The organism is Mitsuaria sp. BK041 (genome assembly GCF_014193085.1).
Taxonomy (GTDB): domain Bacteria; phylum Pseudomonadota; class Gammaproteobacteria; order Burkholderiales; family Burkholderiaceae_C; genus Roseateles.
The window spans coordinates 1822215-1839269 of sequence record NZ_JACHYT010000002.1 but is presented as its reverse complement, the minus strand read 5'-3'; the positions used below and the strand labels follow the sequence as shown (position 1 = coordinate 1839269).

18 protein-coding genes are annotated in these 17055 nt (G+C 71.1%); 9 read left to right on the top strand and 9 right to left on the bottom strand.

The genetic code is table 11. The features are described 5' to 3' along the window. Positions 1-3: 3 nt before the first annotated feature. The 3 genes from FHT38_RS23965 to ypfH all read left to right on the top strand — a co-directional run bounded on the left by FHT38_RS23965 (position 4) and on the right by ypfH (position 3363). Positions 4-2229: a HAMP domain-containing sensor histidine kinase gene (locus FHT38_RS23965; RefSeq protein WP_183493441.1), complete on the top strand. Its 2226-nt coding sequence runs from the start codon at positions 4-6 to the stop codon at positions 2227-2229. Between the two features lie 77 nt (positions 2230-2306). Further along, on the top strand, positions 2307-2645 hold the full coding sequence (locus FHT38_RS23960; protein ID WP_147239926.1) for a thioredoxin family protein: 339 nt from the start codon (positions 2307-2309) through the stop codon (positions 2643-2645). Between the two features lie 16 nt (positions 2646-2661). After that, on the top strand, positions 2662-3363 hold the full coding sequence (gene ypfH, locus FHT38_RS23955; protein ID WP_183493440.1) for an esterase: 702 nt from the start codon (positions 2662-2664) through the stop codon (positions 3361-3363). Between the two features lie 82 nt (positions 3364-3445). Here the strand turns inward: ypfH and FHT38_RS23950 are convergent, their stop codons facing one another. Beyond that, positions 3446-5182, bottom strand: a complete 1737-nt coding sequence (locus FHT38_RS23950) for a M14 family metallopeptidase (protein ID WP_183493439.1) — start codon at positions 5180-5182, stop codon at positions 3446-3448. 207 nt (positions 5183-5389) lie between these two features. Here FHT38_RS23950 and ribA point away from each other — a divergent pair, with 207 nt between their 5' ends. Both ribA and FHT38_RS23940 read left to right on the top strand, forming a co-directional pair. Then, on the top strand, positions 5390-6013 hold the full coding sequence (gene ribA, locus FHT38_RS23945) for a GTP cyclohydrolase II (RefSeq protein ID WP_217648492.1): 624 nt from the start codon (positions 5390-5392) through the stop codon (positions 6011-6013). Positions 6014-6020: 7 nt separating this feature from the next. Continuing rightward, positions 6021-6587: a hemerythrin domain-containing protein gene (locus FHT38_RS23940; protein ID WP_310737423.1), complete on the top strand. Its 567-nt coding sequence runs from the start codon at positions 6021-6023 to the stop codon at positions 6585-6587. Between the two features lie 146 nt (positions 6588-6733). On the opposite strand, the gene FHT38_RS23935 is transcribed toward FHT38_RS23940, so the two are convergent. Next, positions 6734-7063, bottom strand: a complete 330-nt coding sequence (locus FHT38_RS23935) for a four-helix bundle copper-binding protein (protein ID WP_091730603.1) — start codon at positions 7061-7063, stop codon at positions 6734-6736. Between the two features lie 87 nt (positions 7064-7150). Further along, entirely contained in the window at positions 7151-7522 is a 372-nt protein-coding gene (locus FHT38_RS23930; protein ID WP_183493438.1) for a hypothetical protein, read from the bottom strand. A gap of 345 nt (positions 7523-7867) precedes the next feature. Here FHT38_RS23930 and FHT38_RS23925 point away from each other — a divergent pair, with 345 nt between their 5' ends. After that, a complete protein-coding gene (locus FHT38_RS23925) occupies positions 7868-8359 on the top strand; it encodes a plastocyanin/azurin family copper-binding protein (RefSeq protein WP_091730593.1) in 492 nt (163 codons plus the stop codon). A gap of 7 nt (positions 8360-8366) precedes the next feature. Here FHT38_RS23925 and rsgA read toward each other — a convergent pair whose 3' ends face one another. Beyond that, positions 8367-9431, bottom strand: coding sequence for a ribosome small subunit-dependent GTPase A (gene rsgA / locus FHT38_RS23920; RefSeq protein WP_183493437.1), 1065 nt, complete (start codon positions 9429-9431; stop codon positions 8367-8369). 329 nt (positions 9432-9760) lie between these two features. Between rsgA and FHT38_RS23915 the strand changes: the two genes are divergently transcribed. Then, a complete protein-coding gene (locus FHT38_RS23915) occupies positions 9761-10132 on the top strand; it encodes a YciI family protein (protein WP_183483918.1) in 372 nt (123 codons plus the stop codon). 129 nt (positions 10133-10261) lie between these two features. Beyond that, positions 10262-10909, top strand: a complete 648-nt coding sequence (locus FHT38_RS23910) for an MBL fold metallo-hydrolase (protein ID WP_183493436.1) — start codon at positions 10262-10264, stop codon at positions 10907-10909. Between the two features lie 32 nt (positions 10910-10941). Here FHT38_RS23910 and FHT38_RS23905 read toward each other — a convergent pair whose 3' ends face one another. Then, positions 10942-12543, bottom strand: a complete 1602-nt coding sequence (locus tag FHT38_RS23905; RefSeq protein ID WP_091730575.1) for an ATP-binding protein — start codon at positions 12541-12543, stop codon at positions 10942-10944. 131 nt (positions 12544-12674) lie between these two features. Further along, positions 12675-13631, bottom strand: a complete 957-nt coding sequence (locus tag FHT38_RS23900; protein ID WP_183493435.1) for a M48 family metallopeptidase — start codon at positions 13629-13631, stop codon at positions 12675-12677. 35 nt (positions 13632-13666) lie between these two features. Between FHT38_RS23900 and FHT38_RS23895 the strand changes: the two genes are divergently transcribed. After that, positions 13667-14194: a flavin reductase family protein gene (locus FHT38_RS23895; RefSeq protein WP_183483914.1), complete on the top strand. Its 528-nt coding sequence runs from the start codon at positions 13667-13669 to the stop codon at positions 14192-14194. A gap of 10 nt (positions 14195-14204) precedes the next feature. On the opposite strand, the gene FHT38_RS23890 is transcribed toward FHT38_RS23895, so the two are convergent. Genes FHT38_RS23890 through FHT38_RS23880 form a run of 3 tightly spaced genes read right to left on the bottom strand, consistent with a single transcriptional unit; the run spans position 14205 to position 17034 of the window. Continuing rightward, positions 14205-15686, bottom strand: a complete 1482-nt coding sequence (locus FHT38_RS23890; protein WP_183493434.1) for a hypothetical protein — start codon at positions 15684-15686, stop codon at positions 14205-14207. Next, positions 15683-16636, bottom strand: a complete 954-nt coding sequence (locus FHT38_RS23885; protein ID WP_255488902.1) for an ABC transporter ATP-binding protein — start codon at positions 16634-16636, stop codon at positions 15683-15685. Before FHT38_RS23885 ends, FHT38_RS23890 begins: the two co-directional genes overlap by 4 nt. Beyond that, positions 16633-17034: a GntR family transcriptional regulator gene (locus FHT38_RS23880; protein ID WP_091730559.1), complete on the bottom strand. Its 402-nt coding sequence runs from the start codon at positions 17032-17034 to the stop codon at positions 16633-16635. Before FHT38_RS23880 ends, FHT38_RS23885 begins: the two co-directional genes overlap by 4 nt. Positions 17035-17055: the final 21 nt, after the last annotated feature.

The following is a 17055-nucleotide window of genomic DNA, read 5'->3' as shown; positions in this document are numbered from 1 at the left end:
CGCATGAAGCTCGGACCGGTCGAGCTGCCGGCGCTGGCCGTGCCGCGCCTGGGGCTGGCGGCGTTCCGGCGTCGCGCGGTGGTGCACCTGGCCTTCCTGCTGCTGGCGCTGGCGACGGTGGGCCTCGTGCTGACGGTGCTGATCGACCAGAAACAGCGCGCCTACCAGCGCTACGCGCAGGGCTTCCGGCAGTCGCTGGCGGAGATCGTGCTGCAGCTGCGCCATCCGAGCGGCCAGCTCGCGCTGCTCAATCCGACGATGAGCGCCGGCGGCCGCGACGGCCAGGCGCCGGTGCTGCTGCCGTTCTCGGCGATCGACTTCGACGACCAGAACAAGGCCCAGCGCGCCGTGGAGATGGCCGGCTGCGGCCTGCGCTGGCCCGACGGCGCGAGCCTGTGCGCCGCCGTCGGCGCGAACGCCTATGCGGGCGGCTTTCTTTATCTCGTCGGCAGCTTGGAGAGCGGCCCGCTGACGGGGCGCCAGCATGGCGCGCTCGACCTGGCCGGCGTCCATCGCGCCCGCGTCACGCTGACGCTGCGCGGCGAGACGCAGACCTGGATCGCGCCGTTCGAAGGCGCAGCCGCGGCCGACGGCACCCAGCGCGGGCGGCTGACCGGCTTCATCGGCGCCGGGCCGCAGTTGCCCGGCAAGGCCCGGCCGGTGCGCGAGTTCCGCGGCTGGCTCTGGCGCGAGGGCCCCTGCGCCCAAGGCAGCAGCGGTCCGGACTGCGTGCGGCGGACCTTCTATTCGATCCGGCTGCCGGTGGAGGCTTTCCAGGCGGCGCTGTTCGATGGCGACGGCCATCGCGCGCGGCCGGTGTGGCCGCCGGCGGACCTCGACCAGGCGCGCGTGCGGGTGGAACTGCTCGGTCCCGCCGAGCCGGCGAGGTCGGCCCCGGGCGCGTCGACGGCCGCGGCGGCGGCTGACCCGCCCGCGAGCGACGCTGCGCATGGCGACGGCCCGGTGCTCTTCGACAGCGCACGGCCGGGCGCGTCGCTGGCGCAGTCGCTGGACCGCATCGGCGCCTCGCTGCAGCCCGGCGAGACGCTGCGCATCGAGCGCCAGGGCCGGCAGCCGCAGACCATCGCCGAGCGGCGCGGGCCGGACCTGTCCGAGCGCGCGCTGCCGTGGCTGATCCACGTGATGCGCCGGCTGCCGGTGCGGGGCGAGGTGCTGGGCGTGGGCGCCGGCACCGATGCCGCCGAGGTGCGCTGGCTGACCGCCTCCGACGAGGTCGCCACACCGAGCGGCCGCTACCGGCTCGAGCTGCGCGGCGACCTGCGCAGCCTGGACCGCCAGCTCGCGCTCGAGGCTCGGCCGCTGGCCTGGCTGGCCGCGGCGATGCTGGCCGCGGTCGCGCTGGCCTGGCTGATGGTGGAGCTGGGCCTGATCCGCGGCATCGCCGTGCTGACCAAGCGCGCGGCGGCGGTGTCCTACAACATGCAGGACGCACGCGCGGACCAGCGCATCGGCGAGCTGGACGTGGCTGACCTGCGCGGTCGCGATGAGCTCGGCATCCTGGCCGGCAGCCTGGCCGACGCGCTCAGCCGCGTGAAGGACGGCCTGCGTCGCGAGCAGCTGCGCGCCGAGCGCGAGCGCGAGATGTGGCATGCGGTGGGCCACGAGATCATGTCGCCGCTGCAATCGCTGATGGTGCTGCACGGCGCGCCGGACGATGCCAGCCATCGCTACGTGCAGCGGATGCAGCAGGCGGTGAAGGTGCTCTACGGCAGCGCGCCGCCGAGCGAGGCGCTGGCCTCGGCCGACCTGCATCCGCAGGCGCTCGACCTGGTCGCCTTCTGCCGGGAGATCGCCGCCAACGCGCATTACGCCGGCATCGACGGCGTCAGCTTCTCGACGGCGCTGCCCGAGCCGCTGCCAGTGCGGGCCGAGGCCTATGCGCTGGAGGACGCCGTCACCCACGTGCTGCGCAACGCGGACCGCTACCGGCCCGAGGGCACGCCCATTGCCCTCACGCTGGAGGCCGGCGAGCCCGGCGTGGTGCTGCTGCGCATCCACAACCAGGGGCCGCCGATCGACGCGGCGATGCTGGAGACGATCTTCGAATACGGCGTCTCCGACACCGCGCCGCAAGCCGCCGGGGAACGTCGCGGGCAGGGTCTGTTCGTCGCCAGGACCTATCTGGCGAAGATGGATGGCAGCATCCGGGCATTCAATGTGCCGGAAGGCGTGGTGTTCGAGATGAGCCTGCGCCGCGCCGCGGCCTGAGGCTTGAAACCCGCCGGAGCGGCCCGACGTGGCCTCGCGTTGCGCGCCCTTCCGGCCCGACCCAGCAGGAGTTCCCCATGCCGATGAATGCCCATTACGCGCTGACCGAGCCGATCCGCGACGCCGTCGACACGCTGTCCAAGGAGCATCCGCTGCTGGTGGAGTTCGGCGCCTCGTGGTGCCCGATCTGCGAGGCCGCGCAGCCCTTGCTGGTGGAGGCCTTCGGCGGCGGCCACGAGCGCATCCAGCACATCAAGGTCGAGGACGGGAAGGGGCAGCCGCTCGGGCGTTCCTTCAAGGTCAAGCTGTGGCCGACGCTGATCTTCATGCGCGACGGCCAGGAGGTGGAGCGGCTGGTCAGGCCCACGAACGCCGCGGACATTCGGGCCGCGCTGGAACGCATCGACGGCCCCTGACGGACAATCGCGCCCCATGACCCAAGCCCATGTGCTGATCCCCAAGGACGGATCGCCCGACCTGCTGTTCGTGCTGCTGCACGGTGCCGGCGCCGACGCCGAGCAGATGCGCCCGCTGGCCGAGGCGCTGCATCGCCAGTACCCGCGTGCGGCCCTGGTGCTGCCCGAGGGCTTCGAGCCGTTCGACGCCATCCCGGGCGGCGGGGCGGGGTTCCAGTGGTATTCCGAGCAGGGCGATGACGCGGCCAAGGCGGCGCGCCTGACGGCGGCGGTGCCCGAGCTGATCGCGCTGGTGCGCCGCTGGGCGGCGAAGCTGGAAATGAGCTGGGAGCGCGTGGCGCTGGGCGGGTTCTCGCAGGGCGCCATCCTGGCGCTGGAGGCGCTGCAGCAGGAGGAGCAACTGGCGGGGCGCGTGCTGGCCTTCGGCGGCGCGTATGCCTACTGGCCGCAGCATGCGCCAAAGGATGTGTCGATCCACCTGCTGCATGGCAAGGACGATGCGGAGCTGCCGTATCCCGCGTTGCTGAACGCGGCGCGCGAGCTGATGGCGCTGGGCGCCGACATCACCGCCGACGTGCTGCCCAAGGTGGGCCATGAGCTGCATCCGGAGCTCATCGAGCGCGCGATGGAGCAGCTGCGGACCTTCATCCCCGCGCGGCTGTGGCGCGAGGCCGTGCTCGCGGCCGCCGAGCAGGACAAGAGCGAGTCGAGGCATTGAACGCCTGAGCGCTTCTTTCTCCCTCTCCCGCTTGCGGGAGAGGGCAGGGGTGAGGGCTGCGGTCGCCGCAGTGCGGCCAACCTCAATCGAGCGTGACTTCAGTCCTCACCGTGCCGGCCCGATCGGCCCACGCGACCAGGCTCAACCGCGTGCCCTGCGGCGCTCTGACCACCCATTCACCGTAGGCACGATCGCCGGTGATGTCCCGCTCCGGCAGGAACGCCAGCTGCGTCTGCTTCGGCGCATGCCCCTCCAGCTGCGGCCCTTCCATCCGCGGCTTGCCGCTGATGAGCCCCACTTCGGGATCCACCGGCAGGAAGATCTCGAACATCACCCCGCGGGTCTGCTTGCGCGCCAGCGCCTGCTTGGTCACGTAGGCCGGCAGCCAGCCGCTGTTGCCCACCGCCATCCGCAGCCGCCACGTATCCGGCCCGAGCGCGCGGACCTCCGTCCTCAGCAGCTCCAGCTTCGGCAGGCTGAGCGCGATCTGGTTCATCCACGCCGGGAACCGCGCCGCCTCGCGCTCGCGCAGGTGCGGCGGCGGGTTGCGCCAGAAGTTCATCTTGTCCCAGCCGCCGATCTCCACCGGCCCCAGCTGCGGATGCATGAACGCGGTCCACTCGACATGCGCCTGCCCGCCGCAGTGCTCGTCGCTCCACTTCAGCAGCTTGAGGTCGTCCTCGACCGGATGGTCGCGGAACCAGTCGATCCACTTGTAGCCGGTGATGCCCGCCTCCTTGTTGGGCGACCACAGCTCCACCACCCAGAACAGCGCCCCCAGGTGCTCGTACACCCAGTCCTGCGTGCCGGTGATGACCTCCTTGGGGTGGTACTTGAACTCGTGCCAGATGCTCACCGCCGGATAACCGGTGTGCTGCTCGCCCAGCCTGGAGAAGCGCTGGTAGGCCCACAGGTCCTCGGGCGCCATCTCCTCGTCGCTGCGAGTGCCGCAGGGCCGCAGGATCACGCCGCTGTGCGTGTGGAAGCTGATGGCCGCGCCGATGTTGGGATGGCCGACCATGAAGTCGACCATCGCGCGCACCTCGGGCTCGCTGGTCGGGTAAGGGCCGGCACCGACCTGCTCGAACTCCTGGCGCCAGCCGGCGGGGAAGTTCCGGTTCAGGTCCAGGCCCTCGCTGTCGCGGTTGACCTTGATGGTCAGGCCGTCGTGGTTGATGACCAGGCCCTCGGGCATCAGGCGGTAGTACTCGCCGCCGAATTCGCCGGGCTGGCGCGCGACCATCAGGCGCGGGTCGTCGGGATGCTTCTTGTAGCCGCCGTGCGGGTCGGGGACCCGCATCGTGAGGATGCGGCCGTCGCCATCGATGTCCTCGACGCTCAGGCCCTCGACGGCCTCTTCGTCGAACGGATACGGGCGCGTGGACGAGCGGATGTGGCGCGGCCGGTCGGCCAGCGCCAGCTCGGCGCCATCGGGGTTCAGGCGCGGGACCATGTAGATCGTGCGCGTGTCCAGCAGGTGGGTGACCTGCGCGTCGGTGCCGTACTTGCTCAGCAGGTCGTGCAGGTAGTACAGGCAGGTGGTGCAGGCGGTCAGCTCGGCGGCGTGGATGTTGCCGTCGAGCCAGAAGGCGGGCTTCTCGACGTCGATGCCGGTGGCGGTGTTGGTCAGGATGAGGACCCAGATCTCCCGCCCCTCGAAGCTCTTGCCGATCGACCGCACCGACACCAGGTTGGGACAGGCCTCCGCGTAGCTGAACAGCAGCCGGGTGAGCGCCTCGTAGCGGGGGAACTCGTCGAAGCGCGGGCTCGGCAGCGTGGCGGTCGACGCGGGCGCGGCGGCGGGCGGGAGAGCGGTCATGGGCGTCCCAGGGGCGGTGGCGGTGCGGCCGATTTTGCATGCCCAGGCCCCTGCGACCGAGAGGCCTCTCCAGCCCGCGACAGCGCGTTTACCCTGAGAACGGTTAAATTGCGGCCCTTGGGCGCGCAGGTCGACGACGACGGGCGCGCACCGCACGACATGAACGACGAGGCCGTCCGAGAGGGCGCCGAGGTGACTGCTGGAGAGATGGCTGTGAATCACTGCGAGAAGATCCCGTTGGGCACGCAAGGGGCGACCGAGTGGGAGGTGGTGCATCTGCCGTCGTCGCTGGGCGATTTCCAGGCGCGGGCCTTCCGCAGCCCGGTCACCGGCTCGGAGCACCTGGTGCTGTCGGTCGGTCCGCTGCAGGAGCGCGGTGGCCTGCTGCGCGTGCACAGCGAATGCCTGACCGGCGACGTGTTCCAGTCGCTGCGCTGCGACTGCGGCCCGCAACTGCAAGGCGCGCTGGACCTGCTGAAGGACGAGGGCGGCATCGTCATCTACATGCGAGGCCATGAGGGCCGCGGCATCGGCCTGGTCGAGAAGCTGCGCGCCTACGCGCTGCAGGAGGCGGGCGTCGACACCATCGACGCCAACCTGCGCCTGGGCCATGCCGAGGACGAGCGCGACTACGCCGACGCCATCGACATCCTGTGCCTGCTGGGCGTGAAGAGCGTCCGGCTGATTACCAACAACCCGCAGAAGCGCGACGCGCTGGTGGCCGGCGGCGTCGAGGTCGAGGCGCTGGTGCCGCTGCGCATCGCGGCCAATCCGCACAACGAGCGCTACCTCGAGACCAAGCGCAAGCGGATGGGCCACTACCTGGAGTGATCCCGGCGTGAGTCCGCTGCACGCCGCGCCGGCCGCCGGCTTCGACGCGCCGTTCGAGCTGATGGGCGCGTGCCACGAGCGCATGGCGCGGACGCTGGCGCTGCTGGCGCGCCTGGGCACCCACGTCGCGGCGCACGGCTGCGACGGTCAGGCGCGGGACGCGGCCGGCGACGTGCTGCGCTACTTCACCCTGGCAGCGCCGCTGCACCACGAAGACGAGGAACGGCATGTGCTGCCGCGGCTGCGCGAACGCGGCCAGGGCGCGCTCGCCGACCGGCTGGGCGCCGAGCATCGCGAGATGGAAGCGCAGTGGGCCGCGATCGCGCCCACGCTCGAGGCGATCCGCGATGGCCGCCTGCGCGACGACGAGCTGCCCGGCGCGCGCGAGCGCTGGGACCGCTTCGCGACGCTGTACCGCGGGCACATCGAGGTCGAGGACCACGCGGCCTATCCGGCAGCGCTCGAAGCGCTGACCGGGCCGGAGCTTCAGGCCATGGGCGCTGAGATGGCGGGCCGACGGAAGACGCCGTGGCCCGTTACGCCCAGGGACGAGGCGGCGCCTCCATCCAGGTGACGGTTCACGCCGCGGCGCGTAGGCCGCGGGCCCCGGATCCGGCCGTCGTCGGGTTCCTGATCCAGGTGGCGCAGATCCTCGGCGCAATGACGGCGCCAAGGATCTGCGAGGTCAGAAGCGAAAGTCAGAAGCGGCGCTGCGGCCGACTACGCCGCCATGCGGCGGCACTCGTCCGCGCAACGCTTGCAAGCGACCGCGCAATCCTGGCAATGGGGATGCTCGTGCCGGGCGCACTCCTCGCCGCAGGCATCGCACACGGCGGCGCACAGCTGGCAGAGCTGGCGGTCGAACTGACTGCCTCGCGCCATGTAGCTCGCCGCGAGTCGGCAGATGGCGGCGCAGTCCATGTCGAGGGCAATGCACTTCGCCATCATCTTGACGTCCTGCTCTCGCAGGCAGGCGGTGGCGCAGTGGTCGCAGGCATCGGCACAGGCGTTGCAAGCCTCGACGCAGGCTTGGTTGACTTGATGGGACATGTCGGTCTCCGGTAGGCCGGCCGCTTCAAGGCCGGCAAAAAGGGATGGAGGCCGCTTCGCGGGCGAAGCGGCCGCTTGCGGAGACGCTCAGGCTTTGGGCGGTGGGTCGGGCGGCGGCCGTACATGGGACGCCATCCCGAACGGCGGCTTGCGCGCCCACTCGAAGGTGAGCTTGAGCAGCACCGCCGACGCGGCGCCGGAGGGCGCGGTCGGGACGGCAGTGAGCTGGCAGGGGCCGTGAAAGAGGCCGTGCGTGCCGGTGTCGGCAGCCGGCGCGTCGGCCACGGGGTGGTCGGGGGAATCGCCGTGCGCATGGCTCTCGCCGTGATCTGCCGACACCGCGCACAGCATCTGGCAGATCACCGATGCCGTCGCCACCGGCACCATCGTGCCGAGCATGAACGCCACCAGCAGGCGCCGCAGCAGCGGCGACCGCAGTCGCATCAACAGCGCAGCCACTTGGACCTCGCCATCGCGCTCGACCTTGATACCAGCAACATGCCTGCTCCCGGGAAGAGCCCTGCTGCGGGCAAGTGCCGTTCCCCGCCCGACAACGACGCGGTGCCTTCGGCGCGCCCCGCCCGCCCCTCGCCAGCGTGGCGACGACCCGCGTGGCGAACCTCCGTGATGCGGCAAAAACGTCTGCTTCGGCCGCGTCGGCGCCACCAGGGGACAGCCCCAGCCGCTTGACCTTCCCACTGGGGCAAGGTCCAGACTCCTCGAGTCGCGGGCCCCTTGGCCCGACGCCGACACCCCTCGACGTTCGCCAACCCCGTGGCCATGCCGGTCACCCAAGGAGTCCCCATGAAAACGCTGCACGCCTGTGCCTTCGCCGTGCTGTCCCTCGCCTCGGTCGCCGTTATCGCCCATGGCGACGAGGACCCCGCCAAGCCTCGCCGCCATGACGACGGAAAGGTCGAGGCGACCGCCTTCGGCCAAGAGGGCCGACCGGGGCAGGTGGTTCGAACCATCCAGGTCAACATGGCCGACAACATGCGGTTCACGCCGTCCGACGTGACGGTCAGGAAGGGAGAGACGATCCGGTTCGTCGTCCACAACAGCGGCCAGGTGCTGCACGAGATGGTGCTGGGCACCACGGACTCCATCGCCCAGCACGCCGCGCTGATGAAGCGGTTTCCCAAGATGGAACATGACGACGCCAACATGGCGCATGTCAAACCGAGCCAGACCGGGGACATCGTCTGGCAGTTCACCCAGCCCGGCGAGTTCCAGTTCGCGTGCCTGCAGCCGGGGCATTTCGAGGCCGGCATGGTCGGCAAGGTGATCGTGAAGTGATGGCCGCTCACGACCGCTTGTCACGCGCCCGCTGGCTGCCCGCCTTGCCGATCGCCTTCCACTTGCCTCGCAGCGCGATGCGCTCCAGCGCCGTCATCTCGCCGCGCTGCGCGTCGCGCATCAGCTTCTTGTAGTTGTCGAGCCGGTCGGGGTCGACCTGCGCCGCCACGGCGCACCCGGGCTCACCCTCATGGTGGCAATCCCGGAAGCGGCAATGCTGCGCGAGCGACTGGATGTCGTCGAAGGACGACGCCAGCGTGCGCGCGTCCGCATCGGGCCGGAAGGTGCGCAGCCCGGGCGTGTCGATGATGCAGGCGCCTAGCGCAGTGCGATGCAGCGAACGGGCCGTCGTCGTGTGCCGTCCGCGGCCGTCGCCCTTGCGCACGCCGCCCGTGTCCTGGGCGGCGCCAGCCAGCGTGTTGATCAAGGTCGACTTGCCGACGCCCGAGGAACCGAGCACCACGAGCGTCTGTCCGGCCTGCATCCAGGGATCGAGCTCGGCACAGGTCGCCGGCGAAAGGCCGTTGACCGGCAGCACCGGCACGGTCGGGGGCAGGCGGCTGCGCATCTCCGCGATGCGGTCCGGCGCGTCGGGCGCGAGGTCGCGCTTGGTCAGCACGACGACCGGCGTGACCTCGCAGGCCGTCACCATGGCGATGTAGCGTTCCATCCGGCGCGCGTTGAAGTCGGCGTCCAGTCCCATCACGAGCAGCGCCGTGTCGACGTTGCTCGCCAGCGGCTGGCGACGCCCGTCATTCGCGCGCCGCGCGATCTGCGTGACGGGGTCGACGCGATCGGTGATCCAGGCCTGGCCGTGGATGTCCACCTGCATGCCGACCCAGTCGCCGATCGTCAGCGCTTGCGCGCTGGCTTGCAGCTGTTGCACCAGCCGGGGCAGCGCGCGCGCGAGCCGCTCGCCGCGGTCGTCGTGCAGCGTGAAGCAGTCGCGTTGGGATTCGATCACTCGCGCCAGGCGCGAATTCGGTTCATGGGCGCCGAGCTGCGCGGCGCGGGAGGCGATCAAGGGGGTGAGACCGAGCGCTTGCAGCGTCTCGAAGTCGATGTCGATCATGGGAGTCCATTGAATTTGGCTTCGTTCGCGCAGGCGCGAACCCGACCACGCGCGATGGCGCATGGCGTGAGCTGAGTGGGAAGCCGGCCGCGACTGGCGCGACGATCAATGGACCCGCGTTGAGCGCGGAGTCAGGAGCGCTGGGCGCTCAGGCAGCCGGACACGAGAAGGTCGACACGATCTGCTTGTTCCATGGTCTTCTCCTGTCGGGGTGGGTGGATGAAGGCCGCAAGTCTGCAGCGGACGGGGAGCGACGTCAATTTCGGCAAGATGTCGAATTCGGATGCGCCGGTTCGTCGTCCCTGCATCACCCCTCTCAAGGACTGCCCATGAAATACCTCGGCCTCGCCTACTACACCCCCGAAGCCTTCGCCGCGATGGCGCCCGAAGACGTCAAGGCCCTGGTCAGCCAGTGCCCGGCGCTGGACGAGAAGATGCGCGCCACCGGCAAGGTGCTGGTCTCCGCCTCGCTGGGCGACCTGGAAGGATGGAAGACGCTGCGCCCGCGCGGCGGCAGGACGCAGGTCACCGACGGACCCTATGTCGAGACGAAGGAAATGGTCGGCGGCCTGTTCATCATCGAGGCGGACAGCCAGGAGGAAGCGCTGCGCATCGCGTCCATGCACCCGGCCGCCACGCTGGGCGAGGAAGGCGGATGGGCGGTCGAGCTGATTCCGATGGACTTCTATCTGGGCCGCTGAGGACGGGGCGGAATCACGGATACGCCGCGGGTCGCCGCGTCGCGGCATTGCCTTGGCGCGCGAGCGGGTCGCGAGTCCGATACATTGCCGTCGACGCCGCCTCCGCGCGGCCACCCCTGCCGCGACCCCATGCCCCTGCGCCACCACACCGTCCCCGTCACCCCGTTCCTCCAGAACGCCTCCCTCGTCTGGTGCGACCTCACCCATGAGGCCGCCGTCATCGATCCGGGCGGCGAGGTGCCTCGGCTGCTCGCCGAGGTCGAGCGGCTCGGCCTGACGCTGAAGGCCATCTGGCTGACCCACGCCCACATCGACCACGCCGGCGGCACCGGCGAGCTCGCCCGCCTGCGCGGCCTGCCCATCATCGGCCCGCACCAGGGCGACCAGTTCTGGATCACCGCGCTGCCGCAGCAGTCCGCGATGTTCGGCTTCCCGCCGGCGGAGATGTTCACGCCGACCCGCTGGCTCGAGGACGGCGACACCGTCCAGATCGGCCAGGAAACGCTGACCGTGCGGCACTGCCCCGGCCACACGCCCGGCCACGTCGTGTTCCACTCGGCGTCCGCGCGGCGCTGCTTCGTCGGCGACGTGCTCTTCGCCGGCAGCATCGGCCGCACCGACTTCCCCGGCGGCGACCACGACACGCTGATCCGCTCCATCACCGAGCGCCTCTGGCCGATGGGCGACGACACCGTCTTCATCCCCGGTCACGGTCCCGAAAGCAGCTTCGGCGAGGAACGACGCACCAACCCGTTCGTCGGCGGCCGCTGGGGCTGAGCGGCGCCGCGCAGGCAACCCCGCGCCCGCGCTCACAGCGGCGACAGGCCGGTGTCCAGGAAGCGCGATTCCGGAAAGCCGCGCAGCGCCAGCGCCGCCAGTTCGACGAGTTCCTCGAAGCTGCGTTCCTTCTGCAGCACCGCCACGCCGCCCATGCGGTCAGCCGCGTCGGTCAGCTCTTCGCCGATGTAGCCGGTGGTGATGATCACCGGCACCCACGGCAGCGTCGCGCGCACGGCCGCGGCCAGTTCCAGCCCGTTCATGCCCGGCATGTTGAAGTCGGTGATCAGCAGCTGCATCGGCGTTCGCCCCTGCTCGATGTCCTTCAGGCAGTCGTCGGGCGACGCGTAGGTCCGGATGTCGTAGCCCGCCTTCTTGAGCAGCGCCTCCACCATCAGCAGCACGATCGGGTCGTCGTCCACGTAGACGACATGCTCGCCCTCGCCCGGATCGGCCACGCGGCTGAGCGCCGCCGTATCGAGCGGCGCCGCCTCGTCGCCGACCACCGGCAGGTAGACGCAGAACTGCGTGCCCCGCCCCGGCGCCGATTGCACATCGATGGCCCCGCCGTGCGCATGCACGATGCCATGCACGATGTGCAGGCCCAGGCCGGTGCCCTGCCCCCGCGGCTTGGTGGTGAAGAACGGCTCGAACAGCCGCTTCGTGACGTCCTCGCTCATGCCGTGGCCGTCGTCGCGCACGCTCAGCGCCGCATAACGCGTCGGCGCCACGCGGCCGATCGCGAAGGCGCGCGGCGCGTCGAAGTGCACCGCGCGCAGTCCCACATGCAGATGCCCGTGGCCGCCCGGCATCGCCTGCCACGCGTTGGTGCACAGGTTCAGCACCACCTGCTGCACCTCCGCCGGATCCACCGTCGCCACGCAGTCGTCGCCATGCAGGTCCACCGTCAGCCGCACCGTGGCCGGCAGGGTCGAGCGCAGCAGGCCGATGCTGTCCTCCACCAGCGGGCGCAGGCGATGCTTGGCCAGTTCCTGGCCGCTGCCCCGGGCGTAGGCGAGGATGCGCTGCACGATGTCCCGCGCGCGGTCGCCGGCGCGCTTGATCTGCTGCATGTGGCCGCGCAGCGGCGAGTTGGCCGGCAGCTCGTCCAGCATCATGCCCGCATGGCCGAGGATCGCCGCCAGGATGTTGTTGAAGTCATGCGCCACGCCACCCGCCAGCGTGCCCAGCGACTCCATGCGCTGGATGCGCACCAGCTTCTCCTCCAGGTCCACCCGCGTCAGCTCGTCGGCCTTGCGCATCGTGATGTCGATGAACAGCACCACCAGCCCGAGCTCGCAGGGAAACGCGCGGCACTCGAACCACTTGCTCAGGCGCGCATTGAATTCCTCGTAGAGATGGGCCGTGCGCGACTGCATCGCGGCACGCGCCTCGACATCGAAGCGCGCGCCCATGACGCCGGGCAGCGACTGCCAGTAGTTGCGGCCGATCAGGGCTTCCCGCTGCCGGCCGGTGGCGCGCTCGAAGGCGACGTTGACGAACTCGATGGTCCAGTCGTGCCGCAGCAGGATCACCGCGTCGGTGACGTAGTCGAGCGCCGCGCCGACATGCGCGGCGCCATCTTCAGGTGCGGCGGATGCACCCGATCCGTGCGACGGCTCTTGACGCGGCATGAACGCCCCCCGGTGGACGAGGCGCCAGTGTGGACCTCATTCGCCGGCCCGGCAATCACCGTGCCGCCCCCTGATTCGGGAGAGGGCCGATGGCATCGGGCTTTGCGCGCGCCGCGACGGCGCGCCGAGGGTCAGGATTTCGCCGGTGCGGGCGGCTGGAAGCGCTGCTCGGGCTTGGGCGCGCGGGCATACAGCCCCTGCACGCGCGGCAGTGTGCGCTCGATGTCGCGGATGCGGGTCGGGCCGGCCGGGTGCGTGGAGAGGAACTGGGGCGGCGCGCCCTTGCTCGCCTGTCCCATCTTCTGCCACAGCGTCACGCCGGCCTGGGGGTTGTAACCGGCGCGCGCGGCCAGCTCCATGCCGACCAGGTCGGCCTCGCTCTCGTCCTCACGACTGAAGGTCAGCGACAGCAGCTGGCCGCCGATGTTGGCGATGCCGCGGCCCATGTTGCCCAGGCCCAGCAGCGCCGCGCCGATCTCGATCGCACCGTTGGTGGCCATGTTCTTGCCCATGCGCTCGCGGGCATGCTCGCGCAGCGCGTGCGCCATCTCGTGGCCCATGATCATCGCGACCTCGTCGTCGCTGAGCTGCAGCTGCTGCAGGATGCCGAAGTAGAAGGCGATCTTTCCGCCCGGCATGCAGAACGCGTTGAGCTCGCGGCTGCCGATGAGGTTGACCTCCCAGCGCCACTGCTGCGCGCGCGGGTTCCAGGTCGCGGCGAACGGGATGATGCGCTGCGCGATCGCGCGCAGGCGCAGCACCTGCGGATGATTGGCCGGCGCGAGCGCCTTCTGCGCCTGCGCCTGCCGCATCATCTGCGCGTACTGCTGCTGCGCGGCGGCCTCGACCTGCTCGGCCGAGACCAGCTTGGTGAAGCGGCTCTGCTTGCCGACGTCCACGCCCTCCTGCGCCCAGGCCGGCGTCAGCGCCGACACGCCGCCGGCGGCGAGCAGTCCGGTGAACAGGCGGCGGGCGGGGTGCGCGGGCGCGCGGTCCACGCCGCAGCGGCGGCAATCGCAATGGCCGAATCCGGCGGGAGCATCCGGCAGCTGCGGGTCGGCATCGGGGAGGAAGTCAGCGTCAACCATGGCGGCATTCTAGGGAGGCGACAATGCCCCTCATCATGTCCCAGCCGCCCTTGATCACGCCGTCCCCGGCCTGTGCCACCTCGCCGCTCGACCCGCAGCAGTTCCGCGCCGCGCTGGGCATGTTCGCCACCGGCGTCACGATCGTGACCGCGCGGGCGGAGGACGGGACGCTGGTGGGCCTGACGGCCAACTCCTTCAACTCGGTCTCGCTGTCGCCGCCATTGGTGCTGTGGAGCCTAGCCCGCCGCGCGGGCTCGATGCCGGTCTTCAGCCGCGGCTCGCATTACGCGATCAACATCCTGGCCGCGGACCAGAAGGCGCTCGCGCAGCGCTTCGCCACGCGCGACATCGACCGCTTCGCCGGCGTGGCCTTCCGCGAGGGCTGCGGCGGCGCGCCGGTGCTCGAGGGTTGCGCCGCGGTCTTCGAATGCGCCAACCGCAGCCAGTACGAGGAAGGCGACCACGTCATCTTCGTCGGCGAGGTCGAGGCCTGCAGCCGCGCCGACCTGGCGCAGCCGCTGATCTTCCACGGCGGCCGCTACTACACCGAGCTGCCGATCTGAGGCCTGGGCCTCACTCGCCCGCGTGACGGCCGACCGGCCAGAAGGGCGCCATCCGTTGCAGCGCGCGCCAGCGCCAGGCGCCCAGCGCGACGGTCACCAGGACCGACGCGGCCACCTGCCACAAGGCCGGGATGTGCCAGCGATGGGTCGCCGCGATGCTGAGGCCCACCAGCGCGACCATCAGCATCGTCAGCACCGCCGCCCGCGCGCCCTTGGGAAGGCCCTGGCGTGACCAGTCGCGCCAGACCAGCAGGGTGCCGGGCAGCGCCACCGCGGCGAAGTTCAAGCCCAGCAGCGGGCTGCCCCAGCCGTCGTCATGCCCGGGCGCCAGCGCCTGCAGCGCCATCATCATCGCCACGCCGGTGCCCCACAGCACCAGGTGATGCCGCAACAGCCGCAGCCCGACCACGCGGTTCATCTCGATGCCACGCGGCATGCCGGGCACCAGCGACAGCAGCGCCTGCTCGCGGCGCGTCTGGTGCAGCGTCGCGTCCAGCCCGAAGAGCGGACCGATCATCGCGCTCATCAGGCCGATCGACAGGCCCGGCAGGGCCGCCCGGATCACCCGCCCGGCGCGGTCCGGCAGGAAGACCAGCAGCACCACTTCGGCGATCAGGAAGACGACGAAAAGCAGCAGCGTCGTCGAGGCCGTGGCCGACCAGTGCAGCCCGCGCAAGGCGACGAATTCGGCGCGCGCGGTCACGCTCGCCGTGGTCGGCCGCGCCGTGCGCAGCAGGTGTTCCCGCCACAGCGGATGCGCCCATTGGAAGCAACGGCCGAGCCAGGCCAGCGGTCCGCGCGACCAGACCGTGGTCGCCGGCACCGCGCTGCCCTGCATCGTCATCAGGTGCTGGACGCGCTGGCGCTGAGCCCAGGATTGGGCATGCGCGGCGCCGCCGGCCTGGAACAGATGCCACAGGCCCGCGCCCAGCAACAGCAGCACCGCGCCGGTCTGGGTGAAGGGCTGGCGCGCATGCCACTCGCGCGCGATGTCCATCACCTGCAGCGCCAACGGCAGCTCGCGCAGCGGCGGCAACGCGATCCACGGCAATACCCAGATCACCAGCCACATCACCGGCCAGCGCAGGCAGATGGCGAAGGACAGCATCAACGCCGCGGCGCCCATCGTGAACGCCAGCCCATGGTCGAAGACCAGGCCCAGCAGTCCGCCGCAGGCCGCGGCCACGCCGAGGAACACGCCCAGCGCCGACTCGCGCAGCCGCCGCAACTGACCCGGCATCAGGTGCGCCGACAGCGGATCGTTCAAGCCCAGCAGTGCATTCGCCGCCGCCCACCAGGCCAGGTGCAGCGCGATGGCCAACGTCACGCAGAAGGTCCCGGCGACGGCCAGCGGCTGTTTGCTCATCGTCGCCAGCGCGGTCGCACCCAGCACCGGCAGGAGCAGCCACCAGACGCGCCCGACCTTGCGCCCCATCGCCCGCAGCACCGCGGCATGGCCGCCCAGGCCGGGCAGCGGCAGCGCGGCGCTCATTGCGTCAGCTCCAGGAACAGGTCCTCGAGGTTGAGCGCCTCGCAGCGCAGCACGGCATCGGGCGCGGGGGCGTTCCCCTCGGCGAATCGCACCAGCCAGCGCGGCTGCTCGCCCAGGTCGCGCCGGCTCAGCACTTGGCCGCCATGGGCGTCGACCGCCGCCTGCAGCCGTCCCACCGGACCGGCCAGCAGCCGGACCTCGTCGGCCAGTACGTCCTGCGGCGCCTGCAGCGCGATGCGACCGCGGCTGAGGAAGGCGATGTTGAAGGCCACGCGCTCGAGGTCGGAGAGGATGTGCGTCGAGAACAGCACCGTGGTGCCGCGGTCGAGCACCTGGTCGACCAGCTCGCGCAGGAAGTCGCGCCGACCGACGGGATCGAGGCTCGCGACGGGCTCGTCCAGCACCAGCAGGTCGGGCTCATGCGCGAGCGCGCGGATGATGGACAGCCGCTGCTGCTGCCCCTGCGACAGCTGGCCCACGCGCCGGTCGCGCGGGATGTCCCAGCGCGACATCAGGCCGTCCACCTTCGCGTCGTTCCAGCGCGGATAGAAGCTGCGGAAATAGCGCAGCAGGTCCCCGGCCTGGAAGTCCTCGAACAGCGCGGCCTGCTGCGGCACGTAGCCCAGCCGGGCGCGCAGCGCGTCGTCGGGCAGCAGCGCGGGCTGGCCGAACAGCCGCACCTCGCCGGCCTGCGGCTCGCGAAGCCCGAGCAGCGTCTCCAGCAGCGTGGTCTTGCCCGCGCCGTTGCGGCCCAGCAGGCCCACGACCTGACCCGGCGCGAGCGCCCAGTCCAGCCCGGCGATCACGCCCGGCTGCCCCTTGAAGTCGACCCGCAGGCCGCTCGCGCGCACCGGCGGCGCGCCGAGCGCGTCATCCGCCAGGGCCTGCGCCGAGGCACGGTCGCCCACCGCCAGCGCGTGGGTCATCGCCGATTCCATCGCTTGAGTCATCGCGTCTCTCCCTTGTCTTCCAGCAGCGTCTTGAACAGCGCCAGCACCTGCTCGGGCGGCAGCTCGAGCTGCCGCGCCTCGGCGGCGGCCTGGGCGAGCACCGGCCGCAGCAGCTCGACGCGACCCCGCGTCTTCATCGCCTTCTGGTGCTGCGCCGCCACCACCATCGGCAGCCCGCGGCGACGCTCCACCAGCCCCTCCGCCTCCATCAGCCCGAAGGCCTTGGAGACCGTCATCGGATTCACCGCCAGCGCCTGCGCCAGCTCGCGCACCGACGGGATCTCCTGCCCGGCCACGAGCTGGCCGCTGGCGACGCGGCGGCGCAGTTGCTCCACCAACTGGCGGTAGATCGGCTCGGAAGAGCCGGGGTTGATGCTGAAGAGCAGGTCGGTGTCCATCGGCGGATCGTTGGCGACGTC

Bases quoted from the DNA above. Each gene is read 5' to 3' on its own strand.
- FHT38_RS23965 (WP_183493441.1), top strand. From the start codon at position 4: ATGAAGCTCGGACCGGTCGAGCTGCCGGCGCTGGCCGTGCCGCGCCTG.
- FHT38_RS23900 (WP_183493435.1), bottom strand. From the start codon at position 13,631: ATGGTTGACGCTGACTTCCTCCCCGATGCCGACCCGCAGCTGCCGGAT.
- FHT38_RS23925 (WP_091730593.1), top strand. From the start codon at position 7,868: ATGAAAACGCTGCACGCCTGTGCCTTCGCCGTGCTGTCCCTCGCCTCG.
- FHT38_RS23905 (WP_091730575.1), bottom strand. From the start codon at position 12,543: ATGCCGCGTCAAGAGCCGTCGCACGGATCGGGTGCATCCGCCGCACCT.
- FHT38_RS23960 (WP_147239926.1), top strand. From the start codon at position 2,307: ATGCCGATGAATGCCCATTACGCGCTGACCGAGCCGATCCGCGACGCC.
- FHT38_RS23915 (WP_183483918.1), top strand. From the start codon at position 9,761: ATGAAATACCTCGGCCTCGCCTACTACACCCCCGAAGCCTTCGCCGCG.
- FHT38_RS23910 (WP_183493436.1), top strand. From the start codon at position 10,262: ATGCCCCTGCGCCACCACACCGTCCCCGTCACCCCGTTCCTCCAGAAC.
- ribA (WP_217648492.1), top strand. From the start codon at position 5,390: ATGGCTGTGAATCACTGCGAGAAGATCCCGTTGGGCACGCAAGGGGCG.
- FHT38_RS23950 (WP_183493439.1), bottom strand. From the start codon at position 5,182: ATGACCGCTCTCCCGCCCGCCGCCGCGCCCGCGTCGACCGCCACGCTG.
- FHT38_RS23885 (WP_255488902.1), bottom strand. From the start codon at position 16,636: ATGACTCAAGCGATGGAATCGGCGATGACCCACGCGCTGGCGGTGGGC.
- FHT38_RS23880 (WP_091730559.1), bottom strand. From the start codon at position 17,034: ATGGACACCGACCTGCTCTTCAGCATCAACCCCGGCTCTTCCGAGCCG.
- FHT38_RS23895 (WP_183483914.1), top strand. From the start codon at position 13,667: ATGTCCCAGCCGCCCTTGATCACGCCGTCCCCGGCCTGTGCCACCTCG.
- FHT38_RS23890 (WP_183493434.1), bottom strand. From the start codon at position 15,686: ATGAGCGCCGCGCTGCCGCTGCCCGGCCTGGGCGGCCATGCCGCGGTG.
- rsgA (WP_183493437.1), bottom strand. From the start codon at position 9,431: ATGATCGACATCGACTTCGAGACGCTGCAAGCGCTCGGTCTCACCCCC.
- ypfH (WP_183493440.1), top strand. From the start codon at position 2,662: ATGACCCAAGCCCATGTGCTGATCCCCAAGGACGGATCGCCCGACCTG.
- FHT38_RS23935 (WP_091730603.1), bottom strand. From the start codon at position 7,063: ATGTCCCATCAAGTCAACCAAGCCTGCGTCGAGGCTTGCAACGCCTGT.